This is a genomic window from Streptomyces sp. NPDC001678 (assembly GCF_042892945.1).
Classification (GTDB): domain Bacteria; phylum Actinomycetota; class Actinomycetes; order Streptomycetales; family Streptomycetaceae; genus Streptomyces.
On sequence record NZ_JBIAUP010000002.1, the window covers coordinates 547,875 to 560,418 of the forward strand.

Consider the following 12,544-nt stretch of genomic DNA (forward strand, 5'->3'; position numbering starts at 1 on the left):
CACGCGCCCCGCCGGACACCGGCTAGCCGTCCTGGAGGAGGTGGTCGGCCTTGCCGGCCTTGATCTCGCGGATCAGGGATCGTAAGGCGTCGCGCGTGTCGGTGAGGTAGCGGTCTTCGGCACCGGCTACGGCGATGTAGGCCCGGCCAGTGTCGTCGGTGCCTATTCGGAAGCAGGCGCTGCCTTCGCCGCAGAACGGCGCTTCCCAGCGGATCTTGGACATGTTGCTGACTCCTCAGAGCTGACGTGCGATGTCCTGGATGAACTTGCGCGAAGCATCCGGTTCGAGCGCAAGCCGTTCCATCCATTCCAGCTGAGCGCGGTACTTGGACAACTGCGCCTCCCCGTGGAGAAATTCCGGCCCGTGCGTGCAGTCAGTCTGCACGGTGTCCAGTTGGGGGACTACGGCCGCTGCGTACACCAAGGTCTGCCCTGCCCCAGGGAAGACGCCGCGCGCTACGGGAAGCACGCGCAGGGTCACATGGCTGAGCTCGGACATGTTCACCAGGTGTTCAAGCTGGGCGCGCGCTACTGACGGTCCACCGAACTGCATGCGCAGGGCTGCTTCGTGAATGATGCCGTAGTAGTCAGGCGGATCATCCCGGGTGAGGACCTGCTGGCGTTCCAGTCGAAGAACCAGTCGCAGCTCCAGTTCCCGCTCGGGGAGGTGGGGCACGACTGCTTCGAAGATGGTGCGTGCGTGGTCGACTGTCTGAAGCAGGCCAGGGATGTGAACGGTGTGTGCGGTGTGCAAGCGGACGGCGTGGGTCTCCATCTCCGCGATGTCCAGAAGGCCGCCGGGCAACGCACCTCGGTAGCGTTCCCACCAGCCTCTGCCAGCGGGTTGCGCCATTTTGGCCAGTGCTTCGATGAAGGAATCGTCTGGGCAAGCGCAATGGCAAGCCCAGCTTCTGAGTCGATCCGGGCTGATGGCCCTGAGGCCCCGCTCGATGTTGGAGATCTTGCTGCGATCGACTCCGAGCAGTGATGCGACGGCCTCAGCGCTTACGCCAGCAGCCAGACGCATTTTGTTCAGCTCGTATCCCAGACGCTTCTGGCGCTCCGTGGGGGAAGTTCGCTGTGCCATGGCAACCCTTCCTATACGCGATGCGTGGCAGTCTGCACCCCCACGTCGTGAGAGTCCCCTCGAACGGGGTCAAAGTCTCATGGTGGGTGGCCAATTGGCCCCGCAGGTGGCTAGCTTCGGTGAAGTAGCGCACAAGCCCGGCACAGCCGGAAGCGCATCACGCGAGCGTGCCCGAACCTCCGTCCCTGGGAGGGGTGTGCCCGTGTCAGGGAGACAAGCCACCGGCAGTGCGCAGCAACCCACCCAGCCACACGGGAGTCGTCGCCATGCCATTCGCCAGCCTCTGCCCAACCGTCACTCCGAATCCAACCGACCCGTCCGACCATCTGAGCGCCGCTCCCACCACCCGCACCCCGGAAAGCCTCGCGTACAGCTACGCCATCCCGGGCGAACCGCACGCCGTCGCGATCGCACGCACGAGCGTGCACAACGCGCTGGCCGCACACGGCCTGACGGACCTCCTGCCACCCGCGCTCCAGGCGACCGGCGAACTCGTCGCCTGCGCGACGCTGTTCGAGCCCGGAAAGGTGTTGTACCTGTCCGTGGGCTGGCAGCAGGACGGCGTCCGGATCGTCGTGTGGGATCCCCACACGCGGCACGGCGACACGGACAGTTCCGCGAAGTGTGCCGCGCGTCGCAACAAGATGCTCTATCTCCTCGCGTGCGTGGTGCACGAGTGCAAGGGGAGCTGGGGAGTGATCCGCCCCGCCCCGGCACGGGAGGGCACCCGGGTATGGGTGAACCTCCCGCGCCAAGGGGCAGCCGACTACGCGGCGGCGCTCTGCTGACGGCAGGCGCCGTACGTTCAGGGTCGGTTCACCGGAACGCGGTGAGCCGGCCCCGGGCGGCGGACCGTCAGAAACGGCCCGCCGGAACCCGTCAGAAGTGGTGCGACGCGTTGCGGTCGGCCGCGTCGCACTGGGCGGCGCGGCGCTTGAGGGCGTCGGCCTGGGCGATGGTGCGGCGGGCGGCCTCGCGCTGGCCGGCGCGCTTCTGACGCGCGGCCTTCTGGTACAGGGCGTCGGCGTCGTGACGCAGCTTCGCGATGTCGCAGGTGATGGGAGCCGCCTGGGCGGTGGGGGCGGTGACGAGGGCGGCACCGGTGCCGGCCATCACGGCGGTCAGGACAAGTGCGGATATGCGACGACGCATGGGTTTCCTTACCGAGAGATACGGATCATTCCGGCCACATGTATGGCCGGAACTGGTCGTTCACCGTATACGAGTTGGAGCGGTCGCGCGTACGAGGGATGGCAGGGCAGGATGGGGCCTCCCGAGCGGGTGGCGGTGAGGGAGGCGGGACATGAGGGGCGGGTTCGTCGTGGTGGCGACGGCGTTCGGAGTGCTCGTCGGGGCTGCCGGGAAGGCGGGGGCGGCCGGGACGGTCGATGAGCCGGAGGGGCCGGTCGCGTACCGGATGGCAACGGGTGCGATTGCCGTGCAGGGGGTGGGAAACAGCGCTGATCGTGGTCCTGAGCTGAAGGCGGGCGCGAGTACGTACACCGACAGCATCAAGCCGAAGGAAGTGAAGTACTACACAGTCGAGTTGGACGCGCAGTCGAGCGCGTACGTATCGGCGGTGGCCGTGCCGAGGCAGGGGAGCGCGATGGGGTTGCGGGACGGGATCGACGTCTCGTTACAGGCGCCGGACGGCACGCAGTGCGGGACGGTGCGGCACCGGTCGTTCCTGTCGGCCGGGGGCGCGTACCCCGTCGCGGACTACGCGGAACGCGTGGTGAAGCCGGGCGCGGCGTGCGGAACGGCAGGTGCGTACCGGTTCGTCGTGGAGCGGGGGGACGCGCTGGGCGGAGACGCCTCGGCCGTGGCGATCGAGCTGAAGTACGTGGCGGAGCCGCCGCAACGGACGGAATCCACCGATACGTTGCCTCCTCCGGGCGCGTGGAGCTCGCAGGCGCCGTCGAAACCGCCGCAAGGCGCGGGTGCGGCGGCGGAGGGCATCGCGGGCGGGACGGGCTTCAACGACGCCGCCGAACTCCGCCCGGGGGCGTGGCGTGATGAGCTCCGGCCCGGGGATACGCGGTTCTACCGTGTATCGGTCGACGCCGGTGAACAGCTCTTCGCGGATGCGGAGTTCGGCTCCGCCGGTGGATCGGGGGCCGGGACTGGGGCCGGGGCGATGGTGATCGGCGGCGTACGGCTCGGGCTCAACAACACCGCACGCGGCTTCGTCATGAACAAGACCACCGGCTACCAGGGCAAACCGGCCACCGTCTCGCTGGCCACGCCCCCGGCGGCGTACGGCGGTGGTGGCGGTGGCGAGGCCGCCAGGGGCATGCGGTTCGCGGGCTGGTACTACCTTCAGGTGAGCCTGAGCCCGAAGGTGCGGCAAGGGGCGGGTGGTGCGGGTGTGCCGGTCACGCTGCGGGTCGATGTTGCGGGCGCGCGCAAGGCCGACCAGGGCACCGGGCGGCCGCAGGGGAACGGTGGCGGCCGTCCGGGTGGCGAGGGTGGCGGGGGCGGCGTCGGTGGGGAACTGGTCGCCTCGGCCGGAACCGGCCCGCGCAACGAGCGGCTGCGGACGATCGGCTATGTGGGGATCGGCACGGGAACGACGTTGCTGCTGGGGCTCGGGGTGTGGACGTTGCTGGCGCGCCGGCGCGGTGAGTAGCGCACGGTGGGGTGGGGGGTGGGGTGCGGTGGGGTGCGGGGCCGGGCCGGGCGCTGGGTGTCACTTCGTGCCGATCACCATCGATTCGGGCCCGGCCAGGTGCTGTACGCGGCTCTCCCGGAATCCGGCGTCGGCCAGCCAGCCCCGGCAGTCGGCGCCGGTGTACTCGAAGCCGCCGGGGGTCTCCAGGAGCATGGTGAGGCTCATGAGCAGACCGTCGACGTTCTCCCGGCGGTCGTCGTCGAGGAGCGTCTCGTAGATGACGACGATGCCGCCGTGCGGCAGCGCTTCGTGGGCCTTGCGCAGCAGCATGCGGCCGGTGGACAGGTCCCAGCTGCTCAGGATATGACCAAAGATGAGCACGTCCGCTTGCGGCAGCGGTTCGGTGAAGAAATCTCCGGAGCGGAAGGCGAGCCGGTCGGTGAGACCGGAGTCCGCGAGCCGCCGCTGGAAGCCGGGCGCCGCGTCGGCCAGGTCGAAGCCGGTGCCCCGGAGGTGCGGGTGGCGCCGGAGCAACTGGGTCAGCAGGAAACCCTCGGCGCAGCCGATGTCCGCGACGGTGCGGTGGGGGGACCAGTCGATCGCGTCGACCAGGGCGAGGACGGAGCCCATGGACAGTCCCGTCATGGCCTGCTGGAAGACGGCGAGGCGCTCGGGGTCGGCGTAGAGGGTGGCGTAGATGTCCTCGTCACCGGACTTGATCTCGTTCTGGGGATCGCCCGTGCGCAGTGCAGCTTCCAGCCGGCCCCAGAGCTCGTACATCCTGGCATCGCTCATCTCAAGGAAACCGCCCAGGTAGGTGGGTTTTCCGCGGACGAGATAGCGGTCGGTGGCAGGGGTGTTGGCGTACGTGCCATCGACGCGCTCCAGGAGGCCTAGGGCGGCGAGGGTGTCGAGGAAGTCGTGGGCGGAACGCGGGTGGAGGGCCAGGCGGGCGCGTAGTTCGTCGGCGGTGAGGGGGCGGTCGGCGAGCTCGGTGAAGAGGCCGAGGGTGGTGGCGGTGAGCAGGACCTTCGAGGTCATAAAGCCGGAGGCGATCCGCAGGAGGGCGTCGGGAGGCGTGGCGCTCATATTGCTCCTCGCAGGGTGGGGACGGAGGAGGACGTGCCGGATAATTCCGTCATACCCGCCCTGCCTCCGGTCCAGTCGCGGAGCGGCGACGGGCCGTGGCAGGCGGAAAACCATTGGGGCAGGTCATTCGGGCGGGAGGATCTCGACGCGCGCCCCCGGAGCCACGCCCCACCCCGCCATCGCGCCCGCCGCGCTCTCCAGGACATGACGGGCCCTGACCCGGGGCAGCCCGAGGCGCCCGGGGCGCATGGTGCGGACGGTGAGCACGGTGAGGTGGCGGTCGAGGTACGCGACGTCGATGGGGAAGCGCATGCGCCAGGTGTGAACGCTGGACGCGGGGGTCAGGAGGAGGGCGCCCTCGGAGGGCTCGAAGGCGTCGCGGCCGAGGAGGCCGCGCGTCCGGGCCCGGTAGGAGGCGGCGATCTCCAGCGGTGTGATCATCCCGCTGGAAACGACGTGGAGTTGAGCGAAACCGTCCTGGTGGCGGGCCATGCGCCCAGGTTATCCACAGGCCCCGGCGAGAATCGGCGAACGTACGTAACCTCGGGGCATGGACGTTGTGTTGATCGCCGTTGCAGCTGTGTACGGCGCCCTCGCCGGGGTGCTGACGCGGCGCGCGCGGTTCCGGCTGGCCGTGGAGCCGGGGGAGGGATGGCGGTCCACGGGCCCGTGCGGGCATGCCGTCGGCGGCTGGGTGGGCCCGGCGCGCTGCGGCGAGTGCGGGGGGAGGTACGGGCCGGGCGCGCCGGCGCCGCCGTGGTGGCCGGCGGTCATGACGGCCGTGGTGTGCGGCGGGCTCGCGGCGGTGGTCGGGATACGGCCCGAGCTGGCCGTATGGCTCCTCGCGGCGCCCGTGGGGGTGGTGCTGGCAGGCGTCGACTGGCAGGTGCGCCGCCTGCCGGACGCCCTGACCCTGCCCCTGGCCGTGGGGACGGCGCTCCTCCTGGGAGCGGCCTCGCTGATACCGGGCGCCGCGGGCTCCTGGCCCCACGCCCTCCTGGGCGGGCTGGCGCTGGGCGGCGGCTATCTCGTGCTGTTCCTCCTCCACCCGAGCGGCATGGGGTTCGGCGACGTGAAACTCGCCGCGGGCCTGGGGTGCGCCCTTGGCTGGTACGGCTGGTGGGCGGTGCTTCTGGGCGCCTTCGTGGGCCTGTTCCTCGCCTCCTGCTACGGCAACGCGCTGCGTCTCGCCCGGCGGGTGTCCCGGGGCGCGTCCATACCCCTGGGCCCGTTCCTGATCGCGGGAGCGTGGGCAGGCTTGCTGGCGGGCGCGCTACGGGCCGACGGCTGAGGTACCGGCCTGGTGCGGGGCCGGCGTCGACTGGCTGGTTCAGGCAGCGTGTTTCTCAAGGAATCTGACGAATCAAGGGAGGTCACGCATGGCTGTCGGTGGCTCGAAGGTGAATCCCGAGACGATCGGTGAGATGTACGACCAGGGCAGCGAGATGCTGGGTGCCCTCATGGGCGGCAGTCTCCACTACGGCTACTGGGAAGGGCCCGACGACGACGCCTCGATGGAGGAGGCGTCCGAGCGGATGACCGACTTGATGGTCGCCAAGTTACGGGCCGGGGCTGGACGGCGCGTGCTCGACGTCGGCTGCGGTACGGGCCGTCCGGCCCTGCGCCTCGCGCGGGCGACGGGCGCGGAGGTCGTCGGCGTCACCATCAGCCATGAGCAGGTGCGGCTGGCGACGCTGGCGGCAGAGGCCGAAGGGCTGGGGGACCGGGTGACGTTCCGGTACGGCGATGCCGTGAGCCTTCCCTTCGATCCCGAATCCTTCGACGCGGCCTGGTTGTTCGAGAGTCTGATCCATATGGCCGACCCCCAGCGGGTGCTCAAGTGCGTGGCCGCCACGCTGCGGCCGGGTGGCCGGCTCGCCATCGCCAACATCGTCCAGAACGCCCCGGTCCCCGAGGAACGACGGGCCGGTCTGGAGGACTACTTCCGGATGACGGGCATCGTCTCGTTCGCTCCCCTCGCGGAGTATCCCCGGCTGATAGAGGACAGCGGGCTCGTGGTCGAGGAAGTCGTCGACGTCTCCGACCACGCCGTGCGCGGGACGGTCCGCAATGTGTCCGAGCGGCTCGGGCAGGTGGCGATCCCCGACGTCCCGGAGTCGGCGGCCGCGAGCGAGGTCCTGAAGAACGCTCGTGCCGTCGCCGACGCCTTCGCCTCTACGCCCGGCATCGGTTACGCGATCGTCGTCGCCTCGAAGCCGTGACAGTCAGCCGTGACGGCGGTTCTCAGCGGCGGTCCGCAGGGGCGCCCAACGTGGCCAGGATGTCGTCGAGGGCGTGCTCGAAGAGCGGTTCGGGGTCGGTGAGGGCGAAGTCGAGGTGGCCGAAGACCTCCACGGCGACCGCCCCGTACAGGCGGGCCCAGCAGGCGACGAAGACGTAGATGACGTCCAGGGGCACGGGTTCGCCGGAGAGGTGTTCGCGGACCTCCTCCAGCTGGGTCGTCCAGGCGGGGTCGAGGTCGGTGGGCGGCTGGATGCCGCCGCTGCGCCACAGCTGGACCATGAGTTCGAGGATGACGCCGCCGAAGCGCCAGCTGGAGTCGTGGGCGGCGGTGCCGGGTGTGGTGTCGGCGTCCGCGTCCGGCTTGGCGAACAGCAGGCCGAACTCGCGGGGGTGGTCCAGCGCCCAGCGGCGCAGCTCGCGGCACACGTCACGCAGTCGCCGTCCGGGCTCGGCGTCCGGGTGGCGGTCGCGGGCCGCGGAAAGAGCGGTGGCCAGTTCGTCGTAGAGGGAGGAGGCCAGGGCCTGGATCAGGTCGCGGTGGCCGGCGTAGTAGCGGTACAGGCCGGGCGCGGTCATGCCCATCTCGCGGGCGATGGCCCGCAGCGTGACGGCCCCCGGGCCTTGCTCGACCAGCAGTCGCCGCCCGGTGCGCAGGATTTCCGCCAGCGCTTCCTCGCGCACCCGGTGACGGCGGCCGGTACGGGTTCCCGTGGTGCTGGACATGGGGCTCGGGCCGCCTTCCCTTGACAAAGTTAACGCCTATCACTTTAGCTTCCCCTCGAAAGTTAACACCGTTAGCAAATGCTCGCTGCTCGGGGGAGTCTCATGAAGTACGGCATCGTCCTCACCTACACGGTCACCGAGCGGTGGCTGGCGCTGTCGCGCGAGGAGCGCAACGCGATGCGCGAGGCGCATCTGGAGCCGGCCTTCGCCGCCAGCGCCGACCGCGTCCGGGCCCGTTTCTTCGACGCGGAGGCGTTCAACGGCCGTTTCTCGGACTTCGTCATGCTGGAGACCGAGGACCTGGGCGCGTACTACTTCCTGATCGAGGCCCTGCGTGACACACCGGTCATCGCCGGGGGCTACCTCACCTTCGGCGAGATCTTCCTGGGCGTCGAGGACGGCTTCCAGGCGTACGAGCAGGCGCTGGCCGACAGGACGGGCCGTTGACGCCCGTACGGAACGCGGTCTGGCCCATGCGTGTGCTGCGGGCCGTCGCGGTGGCGGTGCTGCTGGACACGCTCGTACAGGCGGCGCTGGCCGGCCTGTTCGTCACCGGCGACCTGGAACTGCTCACCTGGCACGCCGCCAACGCGAGCGTGCTCGGCGCCCTGACCGTCGCCGAGACGGTGGCGGCGCTGGTGGTGTGGCGCCGCCGAGCCGCCCCGGGCTGGCTCGCCGTGGCGAGCGCGGTGCTGGTGGCGCTGGTGAGCGTGCAGCAGGGGCTCGGTGAGGCCCGAGTGCTGGCGGGCCACATACCGCTGGGGATGGGCGTCTTCGGCTGTGCGACGGCCCTGGCCTGCTGGGCGTTCACTCACCACGCCGGTACCGCCACTCGCCACGGCGGTACCGCGCGGCGCGCGGGGCGGCGGCCTGTGGCGGGAGTGGCCGAGTGAAGCGTCTGAGCCGCCGTGGGTTCCTGGGGCTGACGGCCGGTGCCGGTGCTGCCGTGACCGTGGGCGCGACGGGCTGGTCCCGGCTCGCCGGCGCGTCGACCGGCCGGGTGCTGGCCAGCGCCGGGCCGCTGCCAGCGCCGTTCGGCGTTCCGCTGCCGGTGCCGCCGGTGGCCCGGCCGGTACGCACCGAGCGGGGAGCCGACGTCTACGAGGTCGAGCAGCGCGAGGGCCGTGTGGAGATCCTGCCCGGGCGGAAGACGACGGTATGGGGGTACGACGGGATCTTCCCGGGTCCGACCTTCGCCGCCCGCTCGGGGCGCAGGACCGTGCTCCGGGTGCGCAACAGCCTCACGGTTCCCACCGTCACGCATCTGCACGGCGGCGTCACCCCGCCGGAGTCCGACGGCTACCCCACTGACCTGCTGCTCCCCGCCCGTTGCGCGCCAGGGCAGGCGTACGACGGCCACGACGGCCGCGACGCCAACGACGCCCACGACGGTATGGCGGGCGCTCACGCCGGACGGACGGCCGTGGGCTACCGCACCTACGAATACCCCCTGCCTCAACGGGCCGCGACGCTCTGGTACCACGACCACCGCATGGACTTCTCCGCCCCGCAGGTCTGGCGCGGCCTGGCCGGCTTCTTCCTCATCGGCGACGAGGAGGAGGACCGGCTCCCGCTGCCCCGCGGTGACCGCGACATCCCGCTGATGCTGTGCGACCGTTCCTTCGAGGAAGACGGCTCCTTCCGATACCCCGCCCACGGACACGATCACGACGCCTTCCCGGACGGTGTGCTCGGCGACGTCCAGCTCGTCAACGGCGCGCCCTGGCCCGCCCTGGAGGTGTCCGCCACCCGCTACCGCTTCCGCCTCCTCAACGCCTCCAACGCCCGCCGCTACCGGCTCCGCCTGGAAGCAGGCGGAGGGAGGTACGGGCGGTTCGTCCAGATCGGCAGCGACGGCGGACTGCTGGCCGCACCCCAGCCGCTCGGCACGATCGACATGGCGCCAGGTGAACGCTGCGACGTCGTCGTCGACTTCGCGGACTTTCCCGTCGGCAGCCGGATCACCCTGCGCAATGGGGTGGCCGAGGGAGGAATGCGCGATGTCATGCGCTTCCACGTCGTTCGCGGGGGACGCGGGGGGAGGGACGGCAGTCACGTCCCGGCCCGGCTCGCCGCGTCGTTCGAGAGGCTCTCGCCGAGCGCGGCGATGCCTGTGCGGGTGTTCGACTTCCGCAGGACCGGCGCCGGTGAGGGCCGGCAGTTGTGGACGATCAACGGGCGGCCGTTCCGTACCGACACCGTGCTGGCGTCGCCGCGCCTGGACAGTGTGGAGCGGTGGCGTTTCAGCAGCGATTTCCACCACCCCGTGCATGTGCACCTCGCCCAGTTCCAGGTCGTCGCCCGGGGCGCCAGGCCGCCGGCCGCCGCGGACGCCGGCTGGAAGGACACCGTGGACGTCCGCCCGTACGAAGTGGTGGAAGTCCTCGCGCGGTTCGCCGGTTACAAGGGGCGCTACATGCTGCACTGTCACAACCTCGAACACGAGGACATGGCCATGATGGGCAACTTCCAGGTCGTCTAGCGAAGCACCGGCCGTGGCCCGCCCCGGCAAGTATTGGACCGTGTGATCCAAAACCTGTTACGGTCATCCCATGGCCCGACCGAGGAAGTTCGACGAGGAAGGGGCGGTCGACGCCGCGCTGGAGGCGTTCTGGACCGCCGGGTACGAGGCGACCTCGACCCAGGACCTGTGCGAGGCCACCGGCCTGGGTCGCAGCAGCGTCTACAACACCTTCCACAGCAAGCGCGACCTCTTCCGCCGCGCCCTCGCGCTGTACATGCGGCGCAGGAGCGACCAACTGGCCGCGCTCCTGGACGAGGACGTCCCCGCCCGCGAGAAGGTCCGCGCCCTGCTGGACAGCGTCATCCTGGAGGAGACCGGGGTGGACGGCGATGGCCGGGGCTGTCTCTACGTCAACACCGCCGTCGAACTGGCCTCGCGCGACCCCGAGGTGGCGCGCGAGCTGGAGCGCGACTACGCCCGCCGCCACGACGCGCTCACCGCCGCCCTGGAGGCCGGGCAGCGGGCCGGCGACCTCGACAAGGCCAAGGATGCGAGCGCTCTCGCGCACTTCGTGATCGCGACCGTCGGCGGCATCCGGGTCGCGGCCCGCGCGGGGGCGGGCGAGGCGGCGCTGCGCGCCGTCGCCCGTACGGCCCTCGACGCGATCTGACCCCCAACCCATCACCTCCCCGTGCGCACTCGCGCATGCCCGCGTTTTGAACTGATCGATACAAAACCAGAGAACCAGAGACCAGAGACCAGGGAACTGTCATGCCCCGAGCCGTATACGTCCTGGCGCTGGGCGTCTTCGCCATGGTGACCAGCGAATTCGTCGTCGCCGGACTGATGCCGCAGATGGCCGACGGGCTGGACGCGACCATCCCGCAGATCGGCTACCTCATCACCGCGTTCGCGGCCGCCATGTCCCTCGGCGGGCCCCTCCTGACCGTCGCCGTGCTGAGGCTGCGGCCCAAACGGGCGCTGGCCGTGCTCTTCGTGATCTTCCTGCTCGGCAACGTACTGGCCGCCACGGCCTCCGGCTACGGGGTCATGGTGGCGGCGCGGGTGATCACCGGTGTCGCCTCGCAGGCCTTCTTCGGTACGGCCGTCTCGCTCTGCGCCGAGCTGACCCGCCCCGAGGTGCGGGGCCGGGCGGTGGCCGTGCTGATGAACGGGCTGATGCTGGGCACCCTGCTGGGGCTGCCGCTGTCCACGCTGGTCGGGGAGTACCTGGGCTGGCGCGCCGCCTTCTGGGTCATCACGGGTCTCGCCGCCGTCGCGGCGCTGTGGACGCTCGCAGGGGTGCCGGACGCGACGTACACCGAGGGTGGCGGAAGCCTGCGCGAGGAGATGGGCGTCTTCCGGAATCGCCGGCTCTGGCGTGCCCTCTCCACCAGCACCTGCGTCATCGGCGCGACGTTCTGCGCGTTCTCCTATTTCAACCCGATCCTCACCGAGATCACGGGATTCGGCACCGGTACCGTCCCGCTGCTGCTTATCGGCTACGGCGCCGCGACCGTGATCGGCAACAACGTCGTCGGGCGGCTCGCCGATCGTCACGCCGGGACCGTCCTGCTCTTTGGTCTAGTCCTGAACCTGGTCTTTCTCACGGGATTCGCACTGCTGGCCCATCTCAAGGCGCCGACGGTGGTGTTCATGATGGGCGTCGGCCTGGTCGGCGTGACCATGAATCCGGCGATGGTGACGCGTGTGCAGCGGGTCGGCAATGCCCGGCCGCTGGTCAACACCGTCCACTCGTCCTTCATCACCTTCGGGATCATCATCGGGTCGTCGATCGGCGGACTGGCGATAGCCGATTTCGGCCTTCGCGCGCCGCTGTGGCTCGGGGCCGGCATGGCCGTGATCGGGGTCCTCACCCTCGTTCCCGACGTCTTCCGGCGGCTCTCCGGCGCCCGGGCCACGGGTGCGGGCGAGGTCGCGGGAGCCCGTCGAGAGGCCCGCGTGATGTCCTCGTGACATCGCCGTGATGTCAATGACGCCCGGAATGCGGAATCACGTCAAGCCGATGATGACTTTGCAAGACATTTTCGGGAGAGCGGTGGGCCGGATTCCGGATGGTGGTCGGATGGCAACCGGATGGCCGGTTCTGCGCCGTCAGCCCAGTAATGAAGGGTTCGAGGGGGCTCGAGCCGACTCCGCAAAACGCTCCACACAAGATCAACTTCTTGGCCGCAAGTCAGCACGCCACGCATTGTCACCCCCGTCGGTGCAGCAAACAGGGCCTCGGACCGGTTATGGTGGAAACCCCCCCTCGGGCCGGTCCGTATCCCCCCCACGGACCGGCCCGTTTTCTTTCCCCCTCGTC

General features: G+C 70.3%; 15 protein-coding genes. 9 read left to right on the forward strand and 6 right to left on the reverse strand.

All coding sequences use genetic code 11. The annotated features are described in order from the left end of the window. Window positions 1–22: 22 nt before the first annotated feature. Window positions 23–223: a hypothetical protein gene (locus ACFYZR_RS06120; RefSeq protein ID WP_391905660.1), complete on the reverse strand. Its 201-nt coding sequence runs from the start codon at window positions 221–223 to the stop codon at window positions 23–25. 12 nt (window positions 224–235) lie between these two features. Next, complete coding sequence (locus tag ACFYZR_RS06125) at window positions 236–1,087, reverse strand: helix-turn-helix domain-containing protein (RefSeq protein WP_391905662.1); 852 nt, start codon at window positions 1,085–1,087, stop codon at window positions 236–238. A 266-nt stretch (window positions 1,088–1,353) separates the two neighbouring features. On the opposite strand from ACFYZR_RS06125, the gene ACFYZR_RS06130 reads away from it, so the two are divergent. After that, window positions 1,354–1,875, forward strand: a complete 522-nt coding sequence (locus tag ACFYZR_RS06130) for an ATP-binding protein (protein ID WP_391905665.1) — start codon at window positions 1,354–1,356, stop codon at window positions 1,873–1,875. Window positions 1,876–1,966: 91 nt separating this feature from the next. On the opposite strand, the gene ACFYZR_RS06135 is transcribed toward ACFYZR_RS06130, so the two are convergent. After that, the gene (locus ACFYZR_RS06135) at window positions 1,967–2,239 is read right to left on the reverse strand and encodes a hypothetical protein (RefSeq protein ID WP_391905668.1); all 273 of its coding nucleotides are present in this window, start codon (window positions 2,237–2,239) and stop codon (window positions 1,967–1,969) included. 151 nt (window positions 2,240–2,390) lie between these two features. Here ACFYZR_RS06135 and ACFYZR_RS06140 point away from each other — a divergent pair, with 151 nt between their 5' ends. Beyond that, entirely contained in the window at window positions 2,391–3,716 is a 1,326-nt protein-coding gene (locus tag ACFYZR_RS06140; RefSeq protein ID WP_391905671.1) for a hypothetical protein, read from the forward strand. Between the two features lie 60 nt (window positions 3,717–3,776). On the opposite strand, the gene ACFYZR_RS06145 is transcribed toward ACFYZR_RS06140, so the two are convergent. Both ACFYZR_RS06145 and ACFYZR_RS06150 read right to left on the reverse strand, forming a co-directional pair. Beyond that, the gene (locus ACFYZR_RS06145; RefSeq protein WP_391905673.1) at window positions 3,777–4,787 is read right to left on the reverse strand and encodes a methyltransferase; all 1,011 of its coding nucleotides are present in this window, start codon (window positions 4,785–4,787) and stop codon (window positions 3,777–3,779) included. 123 nt (window positions 4,788–4,910) lie between these two features. After that, window positions 4,911–5,279 (reverse strand): DUF192 domain-containing protein, encoded by a 369-nt coding sequence (locus ACFYZR_RS06150; protein WP_391905675.1) that lies wholly within the window; start codon window positions 5,277–5,279, stop codon window positions 4,911–4,913. Window positions 5,280–5,337: 58 nt separating this feature from the next. Here ACFYZR_RS06150 and ACFYZR_RS06155 point away from each other — a divergent pair, with 58 nt between their 5' ends. Both ACFYZR_RS06155 and ACFYZR_RS06160 read left to right on the forward strand, forming a co-directional pair. Continuing rightward, window positions 5,338–6,078, forward strand: coding sequence for a prepilin peptidase (locus ACFYZR_RS06155; protein WP_391905678.1), 741 nt, complete (start codon window positions 5,338–5,340; stop codon window positions 6,076–6,078). A gap of 88 nt (window positions 6,079–6,166) precedes the next feature. Continuing rightward, window positions 6,167–7,009 (forward strand): SAM-dependent methyltransferase, encoded by an 843-nt coding sequence (locus ACFYZR_RS06160; RefSeq protein WP_391905680.1) that lies wholly within the window; start codon window positions 6,167–6,169, stop codon window positions 7,007–7,009. Window positions 7,010–7,031: 22 nt separating this feature from the next. On the opposite strand, the gene ACFYZR_RS06165 is transcribed toward ACFYZR_RS06160, so the two are convergent. Then, on the reverse strand, window positions 7,032–7,754 hold the full coding sequence (locus tag ACFYZR_RS06165; RefSeq protein ID WP_391905683.1) for a TetR/AcrR family transcriptional regulator: 723 nt from the start codon (window positions 7,752–7,754) through the stop codon (window positions 7,032–7,034). A gap of 102 nt (window positions 7,755–7,856) precedes the next feature. On the opposite strand from ACFYZR_RS06165, the gene ACFYZR_RS06170 reads away from it, so the two are divergent. The 5 genes from ACFYZR_RS06170 to ACFYZR_RS06190 all read left to right on the forward strand — a co-directional run bounded on the left by ACFYZR_RS06170 (window position 7,857) and on the right by ACFYZR_RS06190 (window position 12,195). Continuing rightward, window positions 7,857–8,201, forward strand: a complete 345-nt coding sequence (locus ACFYZR_RS06170; RefSeq protein ID WP_391905685.1) for a darcynin family protein — start codon at window positions 7,857–7,859, stop codon at window positions 8,199–8,201. Beyond that, window positions 8,198–8,647: a hypothetical protein gene (locus ACFYZR_RS06175; RefSeq protein WP_391905687.1), complete on the forward strand. Its 450-nt coding sequence runs from the start codon at window positions 8,198–8,200 to the stop codon at window positions 8,645–8,647. Before ACFYZR_RS06170 ends, ACFYZR_RS06175 begins: the two co-directional genes overlap by 4 nt. Continuing rightward, window positions 8,644–10,236, forward strand: a complete 1,593-nt coding sequence (locus ACFYZR_RS06180) for a multicopper oxidase domain-containing protein (protein ID WP_391905690.1) — start codon at window positions 8,644–8,646, stop codon at window positions 10,234–10,236. Before ACFYZR_RS06175 ends, ACFYZR_RS06180 begins: the two co-directional genes overlap by 4 nt. 70 nt (window positions 10,237–10,306) lie before the next feature. Beyond that, window positions 10,307–10,888, forward strand: coding sequence for a TetR/AcrR family transcriptional regulator (locus tag ACFYZR_RS06185; RefSeq protein ID WP_391905692.1), 582 nt, complete (start codon window positions 10,307–10,309; stop codon window positions 10,886–10,888). Between the two features lie 101 nt (window positions 10,889–10,989). Continuing rightward, window positions 10,990–12,195: an MFS transporter gene (locus tag ACFYZR_RS06190; protein ID WP_391905695.1), complete on the forward strand. Its 1,206-nt coding sequence runs from the start codon at window positions 10,990–10,992 to the stop codon at window positions 12,193–12,195. Window positions 12,196–12,544: the final 349 nt, after the last annotated feature.

What these genes read in the sequence shown, in the direction of transcription:
- ACFYZR_RS06120 (WP_391905660.1), bottom strand. Translation starts at nt 223, where the DNA reads ATGTCCAAGATCCGCTGGGAAGCGCCGTTCTGCGGCGAAGGCAGCGCC.
- ACFYZR_RS06125 (WP_391905662.1), bottom strand. Translation starts at nt 1,087, where the DNA reads ATGGCACAGCGAACTTCCCCCACGGAGCGCCAGAAGCGTCTGGGATAC.
- ACFYZR_RS06130 (WP_391905665.1), top strand. Translation starts at nt 1,354, where the DNA reads ATGCCATTCGCCAGCCTCTGCCCAACCGTCACTCCGAATCCAACCGAC.
- ACFYZR_RS06135 (WP_391905668.1), bottom strand. Translation starts at nt 2,239, where the DNA reads ATGCGTCGTCGCATATCCGCACTTGTCCTGACCGCCGTGATGGCCGGC.
- ACFYZR_RS06140 (WP_391905671.1), top strand. Translation starts at nt 2,391, where the DNA reads ATGAGGGGCGGGTTCGTCGTGGTGGCGACGGCGTTCGGAGTGCTCGTC.
- ACFYZR_RS06145 (WP_391905673.1), bottom strand. Translation starts at nt 4,787, where the DNA reads ATGAGCGCCACGCCTCCCGACGCCCTCCTGCGGATCGCCTCCGGCTTT.
- ACFYZR_RS06150 (WP_391905675.1), bottom strand. Translation starts at nt 5,279, where the DNA reads ATGGCCCGCCACCAGGACGGTTTCGCTCAACTCCACGTCGTTTCCAGC.
- ACFYZR_RS06155 (WP_391905678.1), top strand. Translation starts at nt 5,338, where the DNA reads ATGGACGTTGTGTTGATCGCCGTTGCAGCTGTGTACGGCGCCCTCGCC.
- ACFYZR_RS06160 (WP_391905680.1), top strand. Translation starts at nt 6,167, where the DNA reads ATGGCTGTCGGTGGCTCGAAGGTGAATCCCGAGACGATCGGTGAGATG.
- ACFYZR_RS06165 (WP_391905683.1), bottom strand. Translation starts at nt 7,754, where the DNA reads ATGTCCAGCACCACGGGAACCCGTACCGGCCGCCGTCACCGGGTGCGC.
- ACFYZR_RS06170 (WP_391905685.1), top strand. Translation starts at nt 7,857, where the DNA reads ATGAAGTACGGCATCGTCCTCACCTACACGGTCACCGAGCGGTGGCTG.
- ACFYZR_RS06185 (WP_391905692.1), top strand. Translation starts at nt 10,307, where the DNA reads ATGGCCCGACCGAGGAAGTTCGACGAGGAAGGGGCGGTCGACGCCGCG.
- ACFYZR_RS06190 (WP_391905695.1), top strand. Translation starts at nt 10,990, where the DNA reads ATGCCCCGAGCCGTATACGTCCTGGCGCTGGGCGTCTTCGCCATGGTG.